The sequence below is a fragment of the Sulfurospirillum sp. 1612 genome (assembly GCF_036556685.1).
GTDB lineage: Bacteria > Campylobacterota > Campylobacteria > Campylobacterales > Sulfurospirillaceae > JAADIZ01.
Genome location: NZ_CP140614.1, coordinates 2,360,576 through 2,377,931, shown reverse-complemented (window position 1 = coordinate 2,377,931; position 17,356 = coordinate 2,360,576). Strand labels below are relative to the sequence as shown.

Here is a 17,356-nt window from a genome sequence, read left to right as displayed (position 1 = left end):
CAAATGAACATGTTAAAATGTGAAATAAGTTTTTCACACTGTGAATAAATATGTGAAAAAAGGGATAAAAATGATTATAATGGGCATCGATCCGGGGACAAGAAATTGTGGCTATGCCATTTTAAACAAAGAAAAAACAAGTACCAATTTGATAGAGGCAGGACTGATAAAAATAAAAGAAAAGATTTTACAACACCAAATTATTGAGTTAGTAGAAGGCTTGGATATTATCTTTAAAAACCATAAAATAGATGCCGTTGTGATTGAAGATATTTTTTATGCGTATAACCCACAAACAGTGCTCAAACTCGCGCAATTTAGGGGTGCATTGAGCTTAAAAATCCTCCAGGAATTTGGAAATTTTCACGAATTTACTCCCTTACAAGTGAAAAAAGCAGTCACCGGCAATGGAAAGGCTTCAAAAGAGCAAGTGGCTTTTATGGTCAAACGTATCTTAGGTATTAAAAAAGAGATAAAACCACTTGATATCACGGATGCTATTGCCATAGCACTAACCTATTCTAACAGTATTAGAGTTTAGCACATGTAAAAAGATATTGGTGATCACTTGGTAGGTTTTCATACAATTCTTGTGCTAAATTTTGTATTTCCCAAAGAGCAGATTTACTACTTCTTAGATTGATGAAATTTTGCAAACTTCTGGCATTGATGGTCCAGGTGAGTTCTGTTTTGTAACTCTCCGGTAAACAATACTTCGCTTTATCATTGCTAATTCCCTCTTTTAAAACCAATCTTAGATTTTCAAGTGCGGCAATACTCATATTATCGACCATCTCAACACCGGTTAAGACGAGGTATTTTTCTGCGCGATCAAAATCTCCACTCACAAAGCATTCCTCAGCTTTTAATTCTTTTAGGGTATAACGCGTGCTTTTGACAGACAAAGAAGCAATTCGGTGTCGTGCAAGCTCTTGTAGCAGTGCTCTTGAAATACCTTGGATATAAAAAGTATAAACAAGATGTTCTAATGTAGAAGCGTGTTTGAATTTATTACCCACTCGATCAATGAGTTCTCGATCTTTTTCGCCGCCATTGTCGCTTTTATCAAAACTTTGCCAACAGGTTCTGATGGCGCTAGCACAAACTTCTAGTGATGTATGTTGTTGTAGTGTTACTTTCATAATTAGCCCTATCTATTTTTAGGGCTAATTATATCAAAATATTATGATTTTAGTTGTAGTAGTGTTTGGAGCATTTGATCTGAGGTGGTGATGGTTTTAGAATTGGCTTGAAAACCTCTTTGTACGACGATTAATTGTGTCAAACTTCGACTTAAATCGACATTACTCATCTCAAGTGAGCTCGCTTGTACGCTTCCTCTAGTTCCGGTATTTGCTTGTCCGATGATAGGATCACCTGAGTTTGAGGTTTGAATATAAGTACCATTACCAACACTCTCTAACCCTTGATTATTTGCAAAACTGGCCATGGCAACTTGCGCCAAGCCAAAACTTCGACCATTACTAAAACTTCCGATTAATGTTCCTGTTTCATCTATCTTAATACCGGTTAAATTTCCACCAGTATAGCCATCTTGGGTTAGATTGGTAGTAGAAGATGTCGCATCAAAACTGGTCATTCCATCAAATTGATTGGAAGTTCCCATTTGCAATGAAATGGTTTGATTGCCTGTTGAACCATTATTTCCCGTATAGTTAATACTTAAAGAGGAAGGTGTGGCAAGTGAGCCATCAGAGTTAAAAGTAATCTGAGTAGCAAGATAATTTTTAGGAGCAAGAGTACTGATTTCACCAGGGTCAGGGACGGATATCACCATTTCCCATGTTGAATTACTACTATCTTGTGATATTTTTCTAAAATTGGTTTGCAGGGTATGTTTTGTTCCCAATGAATCATAAATATCAATACTTGATGAGTGCGTTGCTGAGTAAAGTGATTGTGTTATTTTTGTGCTGCCATCTGCAGGTATGGTTCCTTGAAGAGGGCTCATGATATCTAAAAGGTTTTGATTATTTTGACTGCCTGCAACAACACTGACTTGCAAAGAAGAACCACCGGTAGGATTTGTAATTTCAAATTTTCCTGATGAGTTAACTGTTGCTGTTGCACCAGTACTTTGGGCACTAATAGCTGCTTGGATTTGACTTCGCAAATCTTCTGTCGTTTGAAAATCACCCGCGCCAGTACCATAAGTAAACGTCGTAGTAACGGGTGTTCCATTATCAAATATTAAACTAAAATTATCCCCATCTTTTAAAGCAAGAGAGGTACCGGTTTCATCAAATAAGGTTCCTACATCTAAAGCAGAAGGTGCTCCTGCTGCGACTTCTTTATTGCCATCGGTATTGGCTCCTGTGGAATCAAGTTGATAAATCAAGGATTTGTTCGTGACAGAAGGACCGGAATTTAAATTCGCTTTAATCGTAACACTTGAAGTAGGATTGGCGGGAGTTGTCATTCCTGGGTCAATCGTAATATTTTGTATCGGGGCGTTGGTATCGATTTGTTTGGTATCGGTATCTTGTAGCCATCCTTGAACAATATATCCATTGCTATCTACAAAATTTCCATCCGCATCAAAAACAAAGTCACCATTTCTTGTAAATTTATCAGTTTTACCACCATCAGGAGAGACAACAAAAAATCCATCATTTTGTATAGCAAGGTCGGTATTTTTATCAGTCGTTTCAACAGAGCCTTGTTTAAAAATTTTAGTAATAGAGCTGACTTGAGTACCTAGTCCTACTTGTGTTGGATTTTGACCTCCAAGTTCACCTTGTGGTGCGGTGGCAATTTGTGATGTTTGACTTAATAAATCTGAAAAATTAACCCTACTGTATTTAAAACCTGCCGTATTGACATTGGCAATATTATTACCTTCAACATCCATCGCGACTTGGTGTGCTTGTAGTCCGGATACGCCGGCCCAAAGTGATCTCATCATCTCTAAATCCTTTTTATTTAACTATCATTTTGGTGAGGAAATAAATTCCTAACCAATTCACGCGCTACTAAAGCTACGACTGTGTCGAGAACTTTTTATTTAACTTCATCTTGGCGAGGAAATAAATTCCTGATAAATTCATTGACTAAAGTCGAGAATTTAATACTTTAAAACCTAGAAAGCAAAAATTGTTCCTACTTTTTCATATTAATCGCATTTTGGATTAACTCATCACTGGTTGTGATACTTTTAGAACTGGCATCAAATGCTTTTTGCATGACAATAAGCTCTGTGAGTGCAGTAGAAAGACTTACATTGCTACTTTCAAGTTTCTTGGAACTGATTTGACTGCCTAAGATGGGCTTACCACTACTATCAGTATAAAAGATAGGATTACCACTGTTTTGTGAAGCACTAAAGAGGCTATTTCCTACTTGTTCTAATCCTTGATCATTTTGAAAATGATACACGGCAATTTTTGCAATAGGAATGCTTTTCCCATTGGTAAATTCAGCAACGACATTGCCATTGTTATCCATGCCATAATCTTTTAATAATCCATCTTCATAACCATCATGCTTTTCAGAACTTCCTGTGCTGAAATCAGCGCTTGAAAAGAGTCCATCATACGTGCCTACTGCTCCTAAATCAAGGGTCAGAGGAACCCCACCATTGGACAATACAGGAACTGTTGAACTTGATAATTTCCCATCAGAATCAAATGTTAACACACCCGTTTTAGAATCAACAATCGGATAAACTTTTTTGGCAGCGGCATCGATATCATATTGTGTTGGATCATAAGTTGATGTCGCATCATAGGTTTGTGCAGGCCCTAATATTTTGATATCTGCATCCCAGGTAGTACCTGTGGTTGGCTGGGGCACTCTTTTGGTAAATGTCATATCCAAGGTTCCATTCTCACCAGATGGGGAGATAACCGTTGAGGAAAAATGTTCAACATTCGGAATTTCTTGACCCAAATTATCGAGGGTGATAGTCGGGTCTAAATTGGCATGATAGGAGACATTTGTTGTCGGAGATGCTGGAAAATAAAGCAAATCTGGTAATTGTATTTTTGATTGTGAGGAGACACTTCCTAGAGGAATATCATCAATATTTGATATAGCATAAGCATCTGCCAAAGAGAGAGAGGAATCACCGAGGGTTGAGCCATAAGCATCACGTGTCGCTTGATCTAGCGTTGTTGGTGTGATGTTATTACCCAGCGTTCCCAAAAGATAGTTACCACTTGCGTCAGTCAAATATCCAGATGCATCAACATCAAAAGAGCCAGATCTTGTATAATTTATTTGATTGCTACTGTTTTGAACACCAAACCATCCTTCAGAATTTAATGCCAAATCAAAAACATTATCCGTTGTCTGAAGGGCACCTTGTGAGGTATCTAATGCAGTGGCATCAAGCGTTGACCCCATGCCGATTTCATTAGATACTTCCATCCCGTTGGAAGATAAAGCTTTTGAAAACACCGTGGAAAATTCTGCACTACTTCCTTTAAATCCTACGGTGTTGACATTGGCAATATTATCGGCTAAAACGTCAACTCCTGATTGAAATGAGTTGAGACCGGATAAGCCATTATAAAATGATGTATTCATGTGTGATTTCCTTTGATTAAAACATTGAATATGTTAAAAAAACTCTTTGATATTACTCATTGGAACATAGGAATTTCCTAATTTCATAGTAACCGTTCCTGAATCATATTTTACTGAGTCAACCGGAAAGATACCATATTGTGTTTGCATCGCTGCACCTGAAGCATCAGTATAATCAGCAGTAACGCTGTAACTCCCTGCAGGGAGCGCTTTACCCATTGAATCTGTTCCATCCCAGTTAAAAGAAATATTTCCAGCATTGCCTGCTTGATTAGACAAATCAACAGATTTGACAATATTGCCATTTAAGTCACTAATGGTAAGGGTCCCTGATTCAATTTCATTAGGAAAATAGACATCAAATTGTGTTCCACCACTATCGGGAAGTGAGATAGTATTACTGCCAAGACTTGCCATCTTGCCGATTGCTGATATGGCATTGTAATTTTGTGAATTACTAAGTTGTGTGGTTAATTCTGCCAATGCCGCGTTTGTATTGTCGGCAGATTCTAGTGTTGCCAGTTGTGATGTTTGGGTCAAGATTTTTTCTGTATCCATAGGACTGGTTGGATCTTGATATTGCAATTCGGTCAACAGCAGGGTCATAAATGAATCTTTATCAAGTACTGAATTTGGATTGGTTGCCGTTGTAGAGCTACTGCTGCTAGCACTGTTTAATGTGCTACTAACCCCGGTTAAGCCTGTGGTATCTGCTGTTATTGTACTGGTTGCCATTTGTTATCCTTTATACATATTGTGGAACGATGAGTTCCAATGTGCCATCATGGCTTGATTGATTTTGAATACTTTCAAAAGTGCTTCTTTGTTGTTTATTGCCTTGTTTTCCTTGGTCGTGTTTACTTTGACCTTGATCTGAAAAATTCATCTCCAAATTTGAAAATCCCATAGAAACAAGCGAATTTTTAAATTCCGTTTGGTTTTGTGTAAATAGTGCCATTGTATTGGTGTTGGATGTAATATTAACATGCAAATTATTACCGCGATGCAGTAAGGTCACATCAACACTGCCTAAATTTTTTGGATTTAAAGAGAGTTGCAATTTCATAATCGGTGGCTTGTAGTGTTCCATTTTCTCTTTTAAATCAGATGCAAATTGATTGAAACTCTCTCTTAGTGGGAGCGCTTTGTCTGTTTTGCTTATCTCTTGGGGAATGTGATTTTTAATATCAATCTTCACGGAGCCTAGTTTGTCACCACTAAGTGGTTCAACTTTTTTATCTTGAGTCTGTGTGTGAGATGTCGTTTGTGACATTTGTGTTGTACGCAATGCTAAAGCGTTGAGCATATCGGTATTGATTGTGATATGTGGTTTACTGTTCACATGTTGTGATAGCAAAGCATCAACGGGTGGTTTTGTCACGACTGCTTCTTGCGTTATTTTTTGTTTATTTTGAACATCATGAGCGGGTATTTTACTGAGTGTTGCTTCTGATGGCTTTACAATATCTTGAATATTTTTACTAGCATAAGTGAGAGTTTTATGGTCATTTTGTTGGGTATTTTGTGTTGAGCTAGATTGCTTTGGTGTCGATGTTTCTGATGGTTTTAAATAATCAGAAATTTTAACAGTCTCATGAGATTTTATTGTATTTTCATGATCTTTGTTAAAGACCATAAAAGCCGTATGCTCTTTAGTGGTTGTCATGTTTTCTTTTGGATGATTTGAAACAGCAATAGGTTGCTTTATATCTTCACTGTGACGGAGTAAGGTTTGCAATATATTTTTGGGTGTTTTTGTGCTTTTTGATGTTGTTTCTTGCAAGGATTGCTGCGTGATTTGGACATGAGGTTTTGAGGTATCCCGCAAGATTTGTAAACTTTGTGCTAGTGGACTACTCACGCTTTCTTTGATATGATTTTGAACGATATGCTGGGATTGCTTTGTCGTGATTGATACACGCGTTAAAGGTTTTTCTGTTGGTTCTATCTTTTTTGTATCTGTCATGTGTTGCGTTTGTTGCGTTGTTGTCGTATGCGTTGTCGTTTTCAACGCTACTTTTTTCTCTGTTTGATTTGTTTGATTTGTGAGTTCAAAAAATTGTTTGATATCGAGTTTAGGAAAATCTTTTTGCAAGGTTTCCACTTTCTCGTGGGTTAATTTTATATGTTCCAAACCTAATTGGTATTTTTTTGATAGGTCAATCAAATCGGTAACATTTTTGACGTTTTTGACTTCGTTTAAGAGTGTTGAGGTATTGGCAATTTCAGTTTTTTGAAGTATTGATTGTACGGTATCTGTAAATTTTGGAAAGGACACTTGGGTATCGTTTTCTTTCAGCGAGCTGATGATATTAAGAATCTCTCCTAATAAAAGCTCACTGCTTGATTTTGATGGTTTTTTTAAAGAGGTGTTACTACTGTTTGTTGTCTCCATGGATGATGTATCATGATGGAGTAGGGTTTCTTCTGTGGTTGATTTTTTTGCAGTCGTTTTGATTTGTTCAAAAAGGATAGATAAAAAATCTTTGGAAAGGTTTTTAGTATCGGTTTTATCCGCCACAGAAGTGGTATCTTTTTCTAATGCTTTTGCAGAAGGTACGATACTGATTCCTTGACTTCCTTTTGATATTAAACGTTGCATTACAATCCTCAGAATGATGTTTAGATTTACAAAAGCAAAATTCATTCCATTTATAAAATCTCTATTATTTTTACGATAAATATGCGATTATTGAAAAAATTAGATATAATATCGTCCTTATGCTAACTCTCATAGTTAATAATCAAAAAAGTTAGTGACAAATATTAGGAGAAATTTTTGCAAGAATTTAGAAATATTGCTGTTATAGCGCACGTTGATCATGGAAAAACGACATTAGTTGATGAATTATTAAAACAATCAGGAACATTTACGGAACATCAAAAAGTTGATGAACGGGTGATGGATAGCAATGCGCTTGAAAAAGAAAGAGGCATTACCATCCTTTCTAAAAATACAGCGATTATGTATAAACACTACAAAATTAACATTATCGACACTCCCGGCCATGCCGATTTTGGTGGAGAAGTGGAACGTGTTTTAAAAATGGTTGATGGGGTTTTGCTACTTGTTGATGCCCAAGAAGGGGTCATGCCTCAGACAAAATTCGTGGTCAAAAAAGCACTCTCATTGGGCTTGAAACCAATCGTTGTCATTAACAAAATCGATAAACCAGCAGCGGATCCAGATCGTGTTGTCGATGAGGTTTTTGACCTTCTCGTCGCTCTTGGTGCATCTGAAGAACAGCTTGATTTCCCAGTAGTGTATGCTGCAGCAAAAGAGGGTTTTGCAAAATATAATATGGAAGATGAAGACAAAAATCTTGAACCATTATTTGAAACAATTTTAAATTCTGTTCCTGTTCCTACCGGTTCTGTCGAAAATCCACTGCAAGTACAAGTCTTCACGCTTGATTATGATAATTATGTCGGAAAAATCGGTATTGCACGAATTTTTAATGGTACCATTAAAAGAAACCAAACCGTAATGCTTGCCAAAGCAAATGGAGAGCAACTCAAAGGTAGAATATCAAAACTTATTGGATTTAAAGGCTTAGATCGTGTGGATATTGAAGAAGCCACGAGTGGTGATATTGTAGCGATTGCAGGTTTTGAAGCCTTAGATGTAGGCGATAGTGTTGTTGATCCTAATAATCCAATGCCACTAGATGTCCTCCATATTGAAGAGCCGACGCTCTCTGTTGTGTTTGGTGTTAATGATTCACCATTTGCCGGTACAGAAGGAAAATACGTCACTTCAAACAAACTGGACGAACGACTTGATGCAGAGATGAAAACTAACATTGCCATGCGATATGAAAATGCAGGTGAGGGTAAATTTAAAGTTTCAGGAAGAGGAGAGTTACAAATCACAATCTTGGCTGAAAATATGAGACGTGAAGGTTTTGAATTTTCACTCGGTCGCCCTGAAGTTATCATTAAAGTTGAAAATGGTGTCAAACTTGAGCCATACGAACACTTAGTCGTTGATGTACCTGATGATTTTACCGGTACGGTTATCGAGAAATTGGGTCGTAAAAAAGCAGAAATGAAAGCGATGAATCCTACCGGTGATGGACAAACCAGAATCGAATTTGAAATCCCAGCTCGTGGATTGATCGGCTTTAGAGGGCAATTTTTGACCGACACCAAAGGAGAAGGGGTGATGAACCATTCATTTTTGGAATTCCGTCCATTAAGTGGTGAAGTGGAACACCGAAAAAATGGTGCATTGATTTCGATGGAAAATGGGGTTGCTCTTGGATATTCCCTCTTTAATCTACAAGATCGTGGTGCTTTATTTATCGAACCACAAGTGAAAGTGTATGGCGGGATGATTATCGGAGAACATTCACGTCCAAATGACCTTGATGTCAATCCTATCAAAGGAAAAGCTCAAAGTAATGTCAGAAGTAGTGGTGCTGATGAAGCGATTAAATTGGTTCCACCTCGAAAGATGAATTTAGAATTAGCATTGGAATGGATTGAAAATGATGAACTTGTCGAAGTCACTCCGGTTAATATCCGAATGAGAAAACGCATCCTTGATCCAACAAAAAGAAAAAGAGCTGCCAAGTAAAAATTTGAGTGTTTGAGGTGGGTTTGGATTGTATTCAAGCCCATCAAAAGATCATGATAAAAATTCTGAAGTTTTGTGTGAGTAGGGCAAGCGGAGACTTCTAAGAGTCTCCTTTGTTTATAAGATTATTTTACGGCCGCAAGTGCTGCATCATAATCTGGTTCAGCAGTAATTTCAGGAACGATTTCTTTATATGTTACGATACCTTTTTCATCAATAACAAAAATAGCACGACAGGTAACACCTGCTAAAACAGAACCTCCTAAGAGAACGCCATAAGCATTGGCAAAATCTTTATTTCTAAAATCAGACGTAACGGTTAATTTATCAATTCCCTCAGCAGAACAGAATCTTCCTGATGCAAATGGAAGATCAAGAGAAATAACGGTTGGTTTAACACCTTCAAGATCTGCAACTTTAGCATTAAAGTTACGAGTTTCTGTGGCACAGACGCCAGTATCTAGTGATGGAACGACGATCAGTAGTTGTTTGGTACCTTGTGCGCCACCAACGACTACGTCTCCAAGACCATCTGCATTGACGACAGTGACTTCGGGTGCTTTATCACCGACATTGATTTGTGTTCCTAATAATTCTACAGCTTCGCCTTTGAATTTAGTTGTTGCCATTGTTTACCTTTATATTGAAATTTATTTAATTATAGCTAAATAGGATAAATTTTATCTTAATTAATAAAAATGATATAATAATCTAAAATATTTATTATTGGAGCTTTCAAATGAAGAAAATCAGAATTGTGCAAGTGTCCGTGACAATTGTCGTTCTTGTGTTTGTAGCCTACTATATGGTGCAATATTTTCAAAAAAGCAAACAAGTCAATGCGACGTTTTCTGGAGGATTTGGACATTCAGCCACATCAAATATGTCGAAACGTTCTACTTATGGTAGTGACCCGACAGAGGTGGCACTTGATGGGATTTTGATTAATCTAAAAAGTGGACAATATCGATATATGAAAGCGGATATGACCTTTAAGATGAAAGATCAAGCGGATAAAGATTTGCTTGAAAAAAATATGAAAAAAGTAAGAGATTTAATACTCAGATACAGCTCTTCATTGGATAGTTCACAGCTTTCGAGAGAGCCTGAGAGGGAAGCATATAAAAAAGAGCTCAAAAAACTCATCTATCAAACATTGGGTTTTGATGTGCAAAATATCTATTTTAGAAATTTTGTTTTGGCTCAATAAGTTTTTGGTCTTTTTGAAAGAATACAAATATTAAGGAAGCCAAGGTAATAAGAGCGGCGTATAAAAAGAGATTTTTACCATAAAGAGACCCTGCAATCAACGAACCTGTAAATCCACCTAATCCAAATGAAAATCCATAATAAAATTGTGAGGAGAGCTTTTTGTCCTCGTAGGTGGCATAAAGATAGCTAATCGCTGCGGTGTGATTTAATGCAAAACTAAAGATATGAAGTGATTGTGAGAGGTACGATATCATGATGGAATCTGGAAAGAGATACAAAAGCAACCACCGGATGATTGTCATGACCAGCGAGATTTTGATAATCATTAAGAGATTAAATTTTTGGAAGAGGGGAGATTGAAAATAAAAAATCATGATTTCACAGATGATTGAAAAAGTCCACAAATAGCTGACGGTCTCTAAAGAGATGCCGTGAGCCGTTTCATATATCGTAAAAAAATTATAAAAAAATCCCATAGCAACTTGTAATAAAAACAGACTAATCCAAATATAAATGGCTTTTTTGAATTCAAATTTACCCTCTTTTTTCTCTTTCATTGTCTCAGTGCGCTCTTGTGCTGCAATAGAAAAACCAAAGATAACGACCAATATACTCGCCATTAAAAAATAGTGCAATCCGATAGTATAGGTTGTGAGTTCACGCGCCAAGATTAATCCACACAACATAAATCCTAGTGAACCATAAAGTCTCGATTTGCCATATTTCTCCTTTTTGAGATAGGTGAGTGCATGGGTTTCAACATAAGGCAATATGACGGCAAATGAGACACCAAGGAGAATGTTAGGAATGATAAAAAGATAGCAATTTTGTATGGTAATATAAAAAAGAAGTGCTGATATAAGCGATAGCAACAAACTACCATAAAATATTTTTAAGGTGAGTTGTATCTTGTTCAAAAAGAAAAATGGCAACAAAAATCGCATCAATGGGCCGAGTGAAAAGATAAAGCCAATTTGAAAACTACTATATCCCAATGTTTGCAGAATTTTTGGCAAAAAAATGATATAAATCGCAACCAACGTAAAATAGAAAAAGTAAAAAGAAGAAATTTTAAAAAATAGTTTCATCTACGTTGTAGCGATAGAAGCGGGATAAGTCTTTGTGATGAGATCATGAAGCATTTTTTTATCCCCGCGAAAAAATGGTATAAAAAGCAGGGGAAAGATAGCGATACTCAGTGTAAAAAGGAGATACCTCCCGCTGATTTGTCCCAATGTGACGGGCTTGCCTTGTTGGGTTAACAGTTTTATTTCATAGGCTTTGTAACCCGGAGTTTGACCCTTATAATAGAGAAATAGCGTCGTGATAATATAATGAGGTATCAAGACATAGGCCCAACCATAGAGCATGTGCGTTTGAAACGCTTCTCGTGAGCCTAAGATAATATAAATGACAAAATAACAAATGGGCATAAATATCATGAAAGAATCGGTTAAAAATGCTTTGATTCTATTGACTATTGGAGCGATGTTTGGGATGGTATTTTGTACTTTTTTCTTAGGAATATTTCCCTTTTTGACATCACGCCATTTCATGATATTTAATTGCCTCTGCTACCAGGTTTTTGTGCAATACTCCCCTCTTTACAAAGGGGGCACTCTTCGGGTTTGAAAATTTCAAATTCAAAATCCTCAAGCGCAAAAAATGGAACATCCTGCGGTAATTTACAAGAAGGCTTGGCTTCTTTTTGACTTCCACTTCTAGCGCAAAATCCACGATTTGCAAGAGCGGCAAAGGCGACAATATTCGCACCCATCTCTTTGGCAACATGGGCAGCCTCTAGTGCTGAGCCTCCGGTTGTGATGATGTCTTCACAGATGAGGATATTTTCATCTTTTTTGATTTCAAAGCCTCGTCGAATGGTCATCTTCTTTTCAACGCGTTCTGCAAAGATGAAACGTACGCCCAATGCACGTGCTAATTCATATCCGGCTAAAATACCTCCAAGCGCAGGAGAGCAAACGGTATCAATCATGATACCGCTTTGTTGAATTTGTTTGGCTAATGCCTCTGCTAAGATTTGTGCGGTTTTTGGATTTTCCAAAACTTTGGCACTTTGAAGATAATATTGTGAGTGATTTCCACTACTTAAGAGAAAATGCCCTTCTAGTAACGCGTTTGATTCTTTGTAAATGGCTTCTATATTCATATTTTTAAAATCTCAGCTTCTTTTTCTTTTACAGAATCATCGACGGATTTCACGCCATTATCTGTAATCTTTTGGACTTCATCGTATGCTTTTTTTGCTTCATCTTCTGTGACTAATTTATCTTTTTCAAGTTTTTTGACTTTGTCATTGGCTTCTTTTCGGATATTTCTAATCGCTATTTTACATTTATCGCCCATGACTTTGGCCTGTTTTGCCCCCTCTTTTCTCTGTTCTGTAGTCATTGGTGGAAAAAAGAGTTTGATGTTTTCACCGTCATTATTGGGATTGACACCGATGTTGGCTGAGCCTATTGCGTGTTCTACTTCTTTGAGTAAATTCTTTTCCCATGGTGTGATACTGATGGTCGTGGCATCATTGACTAAAATAGTTGCCACTTGACTCAACGGGGTAGGGGTACCATAATAATCGACTTTGATATTATCAAGTATCGAGGTTGAAACTTTTCCACTTCGGATAGTCGTAAAATCTCGCTTCAACGCATGGAGCGATTTTTCTATATGTTCTTTTTGTTCGGTGTAGATTTTATTGAGTTCCATTTAAGTCCTTTATGAGTAATTTTGTGGAAATTTTATTTCCGATTTTCACAATCACACGATTCCTCTCAAGTGTCAATTTTTTATCGACCTGTACGTCAAATAGGCCGTTTTTGATAGTGACATTTTCCCATCCATATTTGCTGATATAGATACTGCCTTTTGAGGCGGTGCTGTTTGTTTTTACTTTGATGATTTTGAGAACCTTGTCTTTAGGCAAGATTTTTGGCTCAATCCATGTGGCGTTTAATGTGCGCAGTCCTAAAAGATAAGAGAGATTTGTTTTTCCGACTAGCGCACTGCGGTCTAAATCAAACACATTACTGTTTTTACCGACAGCGCCAATATTTTGATTAATAATTGCTTGAAAACCAAATGACTTGACGATGTCTCTCACCCGCGGGGTGAATTCGCCATAAGGGTATGAAAAATATTTTGGTTTTAGATGCAAGTGCTTTTCAAATAATTGCATTCCTTTTTTGAAATCTGCTTCTATTTCTTGTTGAGACATGAGCGTGAGATGCCCGTGAGCATAGGAGTGAAATTCTAAGGAGCCATACTTTTTGATTTCATTTAATTGATCCCATGTCAAATAATCAGGATAACGCTTTTCGGTGGCTTTGACATAAACAAAGAGTGAAAAAGGGTAATGATATTTCTTGAAAATTTCAAGGCCATTTTCGTAAAAGCTTTTGAAATTGTCATCAATCGTGAGTACGACCCAATTATCAGGGATATTCTTCTTTTGTTTGAGTGCCGTGACCAGCGTCTCAAGTGGGACGACTTTATAATTGTTATTTTTGAAATATTCAAATTCTCTTATCAATTCACTTTTGGTGGTATCGGTACTGGGATGTCTTCCATCGCCAAACCTGTGATATACAAAGATATGGGCGTCTGCCCATAACGTTATCGCAGAGAGTAGCGACAGAAAAAAAATTTTATTTATTTGCAGGTGCACTTGGAGCTTTTGGTGCTTCAGGAGCTTTTGGAGTAGCCGGAGCTGTTGGTATAAGAGGTTTTTCTACTTTTATATCTTCTGCTACGGAAACTTTTTTATCTTGGTTATAAAAATAACCTAACGCCAAGGTGTTGATTACAAATACAAATCCAATCACGAATGTGAATTTTGCCATAAAGCCAGCAGGTCCTTTTGCGCCAAACAGTGATTCATTGCTGCCACTATATGCGCCCAATCCGATAGAAGAGCTTTTTTGAAGCATTACCGCCACTGTTAATATTGCAGCTAAAATAAATTGAAAGACCAATAAAGTCCCGGTCATAAAAATTCCTTATTTTGATTTTTGACTCGATACGTAATGATTTATGGAGTCATGCTTTGGTGTAATCCGGAATTATATCGAAAAAATCATAAAATTAATATAATAACCCAAAAGATACAAAAATTCATCGGAGAAAATTTATGGCGCTTTTGCTTTTCATTTGTCTGAATGTATGGCGCTATTTAAGGAGTTAGCCCTTTCCCTATAAGCATCTATTATAATAGGTGATTTATGGCAAAAAAAGAGAAGATTTTGAGGGTATTGATGATATGAAACAATACGCCTGAAATGTCTCAAAAGTGACATAATAGAGACATAAATAGGAAAAAAAGGAATATTTTTTTAATTTTTAGAAAAAAAGTTTACCTTTTTTGCATTAAAATGAAAATATTTTATAAAATTTTACAATTTTTCAAATGCCGTAATATCGGTGCTAATCCCCTCTTTATATAAATTATCATGATACGTGAAATTTTTTTTAATAAAAACATAAAGATTATCGACTAGAATTATGTTTATCAAACGATAGATTTCTAGAAGTTGGTCTGGGAAAATATTGTCATCAATGGAGAAAATATGAAAGTAGAAATCTCAAGAAGGAGATTTCTTCAAAGTAGTGTTGCATTGAGTGTTATTGGAGGGACATCCCTCTCAACCACTCAAATATTAGCTGAGACTTCCAAAAAAGCAGAAGCTAACAATACACTTTCGAAGAAAGTTCCGACACTTTGTGAAATGTGTGTCAATAAGTGTGCCGCTATCGCACAAGTGAGAAATGGTATCGTTAAAAAACTCGATCCAAATCCACGATTCCCAAAATCTAAGAATATGTTGTGCGCAAGAGGTGATGCAGGGATTCATGCGTTGTATGATCCTGATAGACTCAAATATCCACTAATACGAACAGGTAAACGTGGTGATGGAAAATACAAAAGAGCAACCTGGGATGAAGCGTATGATTATATTACAAACAAATTGGTCAAAATCCTAGATGAAGAGAAAGATAACCGATCTTGTATTGGTTATTGCGCGGGCGAAGGAATGGGAGAACCAATATTTAAAGACTTTATGTCAAATAAGTTTGGCTCATCCAATTTTGTCAATCATGCATCTATTTGTCTTCAAACAGCAATATCAGGTTATGCACTTACCATAGGGGGCTATGGACAAGCAGATCTTGAAAATGCCAAATACATTATCATGGCAGGAGCCAATAGAGCAGAAGCAATATTGACACCAGATACCATGGATTTATTTAAAAGAACACGAGGTAGAGGCGCTAAACTCGTAGTTATTGATCCTCGATTTACGAATACAGCCATTCACGCTGATACGTATCTTCCAATTAAAGTGGGTACCGACTTAGCATTTGTTTTGGCGTTGACCAATGTCGCGATTCGTGAAAGATTATACAATCTCGAATTTGTTTCCAAGAACTTTGATAATTTTGATGTGTATAAGCAACATGTGTTAAGCAAAGGCTATACTCCAGAGTGGGCTGAAAAGATTACAGGAATTCCTGCCTCTGAGATAGAAAAAATTGCGAGAGATTTCATGGCTTATGCTCCACAATCTGTCTATTATCAAGGAAGACGTAGTACGTGGGGTGTGAACGATTTCCAACTCCGACGTGCGATGGCGATTTTTAGTGCTCTTGGTGGCGGTATTGATGTGAGAGGCGGGATTATATTTGGTCGAAACCTTCCGTTAGGCGAACATGAAATTAATGCACCACTATATGCCAATGCCGAAGGTAGAATAGAAAAAAATGCAGCCGCTATTGTGGGGGCAACGGGTTCTTGGATTGCATGGAGAAATATGGTGGCTCAAGGCAATACGCCTTATCCTATTAGAGGGATGTTTGTTTATAAACAAAATCCGATGCTCTCTGTGCCTAATACCAAAAAAACAAGAGATATGTTTGAAAAACTTGATTTGGTTGTCGTCATTGATACGATGCCAAGTGATACTGCGATGATGGCCGATGTGATTTTGCCAGAATGTACCTATTTAGAGCGGGAAGATCCAATCAAGTCATTCGGTGGTGCGATGCCTGCGATTGTGTTACGACAAAAAGTGATTGATCCAATGTATGAAACTAAGCCTGTTTTTGAAATCATGAAAGGATTAGCGCAAAAAATATCAAAACCACTTTGGGAAAATACTAAAAAATATGACGAAGACGTCCAAGATGAACTCGAAGATGCAGATAGTGAAGAAGAATACTATAAAGAAAACGGTTTTGATCTCGCTGATGCATTTGAAAAAAGTCTAGAAGAGATCAATAAAGAGCGTTTTGTTAGCAAATATGGAGAGGAAGCTTGGGGTGAACTTCGTGAAAAAGGTGTTTATTATCCTCATATGAATGAGTATTTTAAAGAAATTGATAAAAATACCTTTGAATATTATCCTGAAAACAAAAAAGCTTACTCAACCAAAGAGTTAGAAGAAGAACCGGATAAAGATGCCTATTTACATGATACTTGTATCAATCCACGAGACATCGCGGCTCTTCGTAAAATGTTTTCAACACCAAGTAAAAAAGTGGAATGTTATCTCAAAGCGATGATTAAAAGAGGCGTGGATCCGATGCCGACATGGCATGATGAAGAGTTTGTTCAAGTACCAAAAGGCAAATTCAAATTTATCACCGGTCGTCACGCACAATTTACTCAAGATGCAACACAAAATAATATTATGTTGCTTGAGATGATGAAAGAAAATTATGCTTGGATTAATGATAAAGAAGCAGAACAAAGAGGCATCAAATTTGGTGATGAAATCGAAGTGACTAGTAATGTAGGAAGTGTGAGAATTAAAGCATACCCAACACCTAAAATTTTACCTGAGACACTTTTTTATATCCACGGATTTGGAGCCAAATCAACCGGTTTGACATTTGCACATCGAAACGGTGCAAGTGATAATGAAATCATTGAAGATAAGATAGAGCCAGTTTTTGGTAGTGCAATTATGCATGATACTATCGTCGATGTAAGGAAGGTGTAAT

At 36.9% G+C, this 17,356-nt stretch carries 16 protein-coding genes; 4 read left to right on the top strand and 12 right to left on the bottom strand.

Annotation, left to right across the window (positions count from 1 at the left end):
* Nucleotides 1-70: 70 nt before the first annotated feature.
* Entirely contained in the window at nt 71-541 is a 471-nt protein-coding gene (ruvC, locus tag SFB89_RS11930) for a crossover junction endodeoxyribonuclease RuvC (RefSeq protein WP_331774911.1), read from the top strand.
* On the opposite strand, the gene thyX is transcribed toward ruvC, so the two are convergent.
* The 5 genes from thyX to fliK form a co-directional block, all read right to left on the bottom strand.
* Nucleotides 531-1,142 carry an FAD-dependent thymidylate synthase gene (thyX, locus tag SFB89_RS11925; protein ID WP_331774910.1) on the bottom strand — a complete coding sequence of 204 codons (612 nt, stop codon included), beginning with the start codon at nt 1,140-1,142 and terminating at the stop codon, nt 531-533. The genes ruvC and thyX overlap by 11 nt on opposite strands.
* 41 nt (nt 1,143-1,183) lie before the next feature.
* A complete protein-coding gene (locus SFB89_RS11920; protein WP_331774909.1) occupies nt 1,184-2,926 on the bottom strand; it encodes a flagellar hook-basal body complex protein in 1,743 nt (580 codons plus the stop codon).
* A 194-nt stretch (nt 2,927-3,120) separates the two neighbouring features.
* Nucleotides 3,121-4,548 carry a flagellar hook protein FlgE gene (locus SFB89_RS11915; RefSeq protein WP_331774908.1) on the bottom strand — a complete coding sequence of 476 codons (1,428 nt, stop codon included), beginning with the start codon at nt 4,546-4,548 and terminating at the stop codon, nt 3,121-3,123.
* Between the two features lie 33 nt (nt 4,549-4,581).
* Nucleotides 4,582-5,283, bottom strand: a complete 702-nt coding sequence (locus tag SFB89_RS11910) for a FlgD immunoglobulin-like domain containing protein (protein WP_331774907.1) — start codon at nt 5,281-5,283, stop codon at nt 4,582-4,584.
* A 10-nt stretch (nt 5,284-5,293) separates the two neighbouring features.
* On the bottom strand, nt 5,294-7,150 hold the full coding sequence (gene fliK / locus SFB89_RS11905) for a flagellar hook-length control protein FliK (protein WP_331774906.1): 1,857 nt from the start codon (nt 7,148-7,150) through the stop codon (nt 5,294-5,296).
* A 177-nt stretch (nt 7,151-7,327) separates the two neighbouring features.
* Here fliK and typA point away from each other — a divergent pair, with 177 nt between their 5' ends.
* Entirely contained in the window at nt 7,328-9,127 is a 1,800-nt protein-coding gene (gene typA, locus SFB89_RS11900; protein ID WP_331774905.1) for a translational GTPase TypA, read from the top strand.
* Between the two features lie 125 nt (nt 9,128-9,252).
* On the opposite strand, the gene tpx is transcribed toward typA, so the two are convergent.
* Nucleotides 9,253-9,756: a thiol peroxidase gene (gene tpx, locus SFB89_RS11895; protein WP_331774904.1), complete on the bottom strand. Its 504-nt coding sequence runs from the start codon at nt 9,754-9,756 to the stop codon at nt 9,253-9,255.
* Between the two features lie 110 nt (nt 9,757-9,866).
* Between tpx and SFB89_RS11890 the strand changes: the two genes are divergently transcribed.
* Nucleotides 9,867-10,337, top strand: coding sequence for a flagellar basal body-associated FliL family protein (locus SFB89_RS11890; RefSeq protein WP_331774903.1), 471 nt, complete (start codon nt 9,867-9,869; stop codon nt 10,335-10,337).
* On the opposite strand, the gene SFB89_RS11885 is transcribed toward SFB89_RS11890, so the two are convergent.
* From SFB89_RS11885 to secG, 6 genes are read right to left on the bottom strand one after another with little or no spacing between them, the layout of a single operon-like run.
* A complete protein-coding gene (locus SFB89_RS11885) occupies nt 10,312-11,427 on the bottom strand; it encodes an MFS transporter (protein ID WP_331774902.1) in 1,116 nt (371 codons plus the stop codon). The two genes, SFB89_RS11890 and SFB89_RS11885, sit on opposite strands and share 26 nt — an antisense overlap.
* Nucleotides 11,428-11,895 carry an RDD family protein gene (locus SFB89_RS11880; protein ID WP_331774901.1) on the bottom strand — a complete coding sequence of 156 codons (468 nt, stop codon included), beginning with the start codon at nt 11,893-11,895 and terminating at the stop codon, nt 11,428-11,430.
* A 5-nt stretch (nt 11,896-11,900) separates the two neighbouring features.
* On the bottom strand, nt 11,901-12,509 hold the full coding sequence (gene pyrE / locus SFB89_RS11875) for an orotate phosphoribosyltransferase (protein ID WP_331774900.1): 609 nt from the start codon (nt 12,507-12,509) through the stop codon (nt 11,901-11,903).
* Nucleotides 12,506-13,066 (bottom strand): ribosome recycling factor, encoded by a 561-nt coding sequence (gene frr, locus SFB89_RS11870; protein WP_331774899.1) that lies wholly within the window; start codon nt 13,064-13,066, stop codon nt 12,506-12,508. Before frr ends, pyrE begins: the two co-directional genes overlap by 4 nt.
* On the bottom strand, nt 13,053-14,024 hold the full coding sequence (locus SFB89_RS11865) for a polysaccharide deacetylase family protein (protein WP_331774898.1): 972 nt from the start codon (nt 14,022-14,024) through the stop codon (nt 13,053-13,055). The genes frr and SFB89_RS11865 overlap by 14 nt, the downstream gene beginning before the upstream one ends.
* Nucleotides 14,005-14,346 (bottom strand): preprotein translocase subunit SecG, encoded by a 342-nt coding sequence (gene secG, locus SFB89_RS11860; protein WP_331774897.1) that lies wholly within the window; start codon nt 14,344-14,346, stop codon nt 14,005-14,007. Before secG ends, SFB89_RS11865 begins: the two co-directional genes overlap by 20 nt.
* 576 nt (nt 14,347-14,922) lie before the next feature.
* On the opposite strand from secG, the gene SFB89_RS11855 reads away from it, so the two are divergent.
* The gene (locus SFB89_RS11855) at nt 14,923-17,355 is read left to right on the top strand and encodes a molybdopterin-containing oxidoreductase family protein (protein ID WP_331774896.1); all 2,433 of its coding nucleotides are present in this window, start codon (nt 14,923-14,925) and stop codon (nt 17,353-17,355) included.
* Nucleotide 17,356 lies beyond the last annotated feature (1 nt).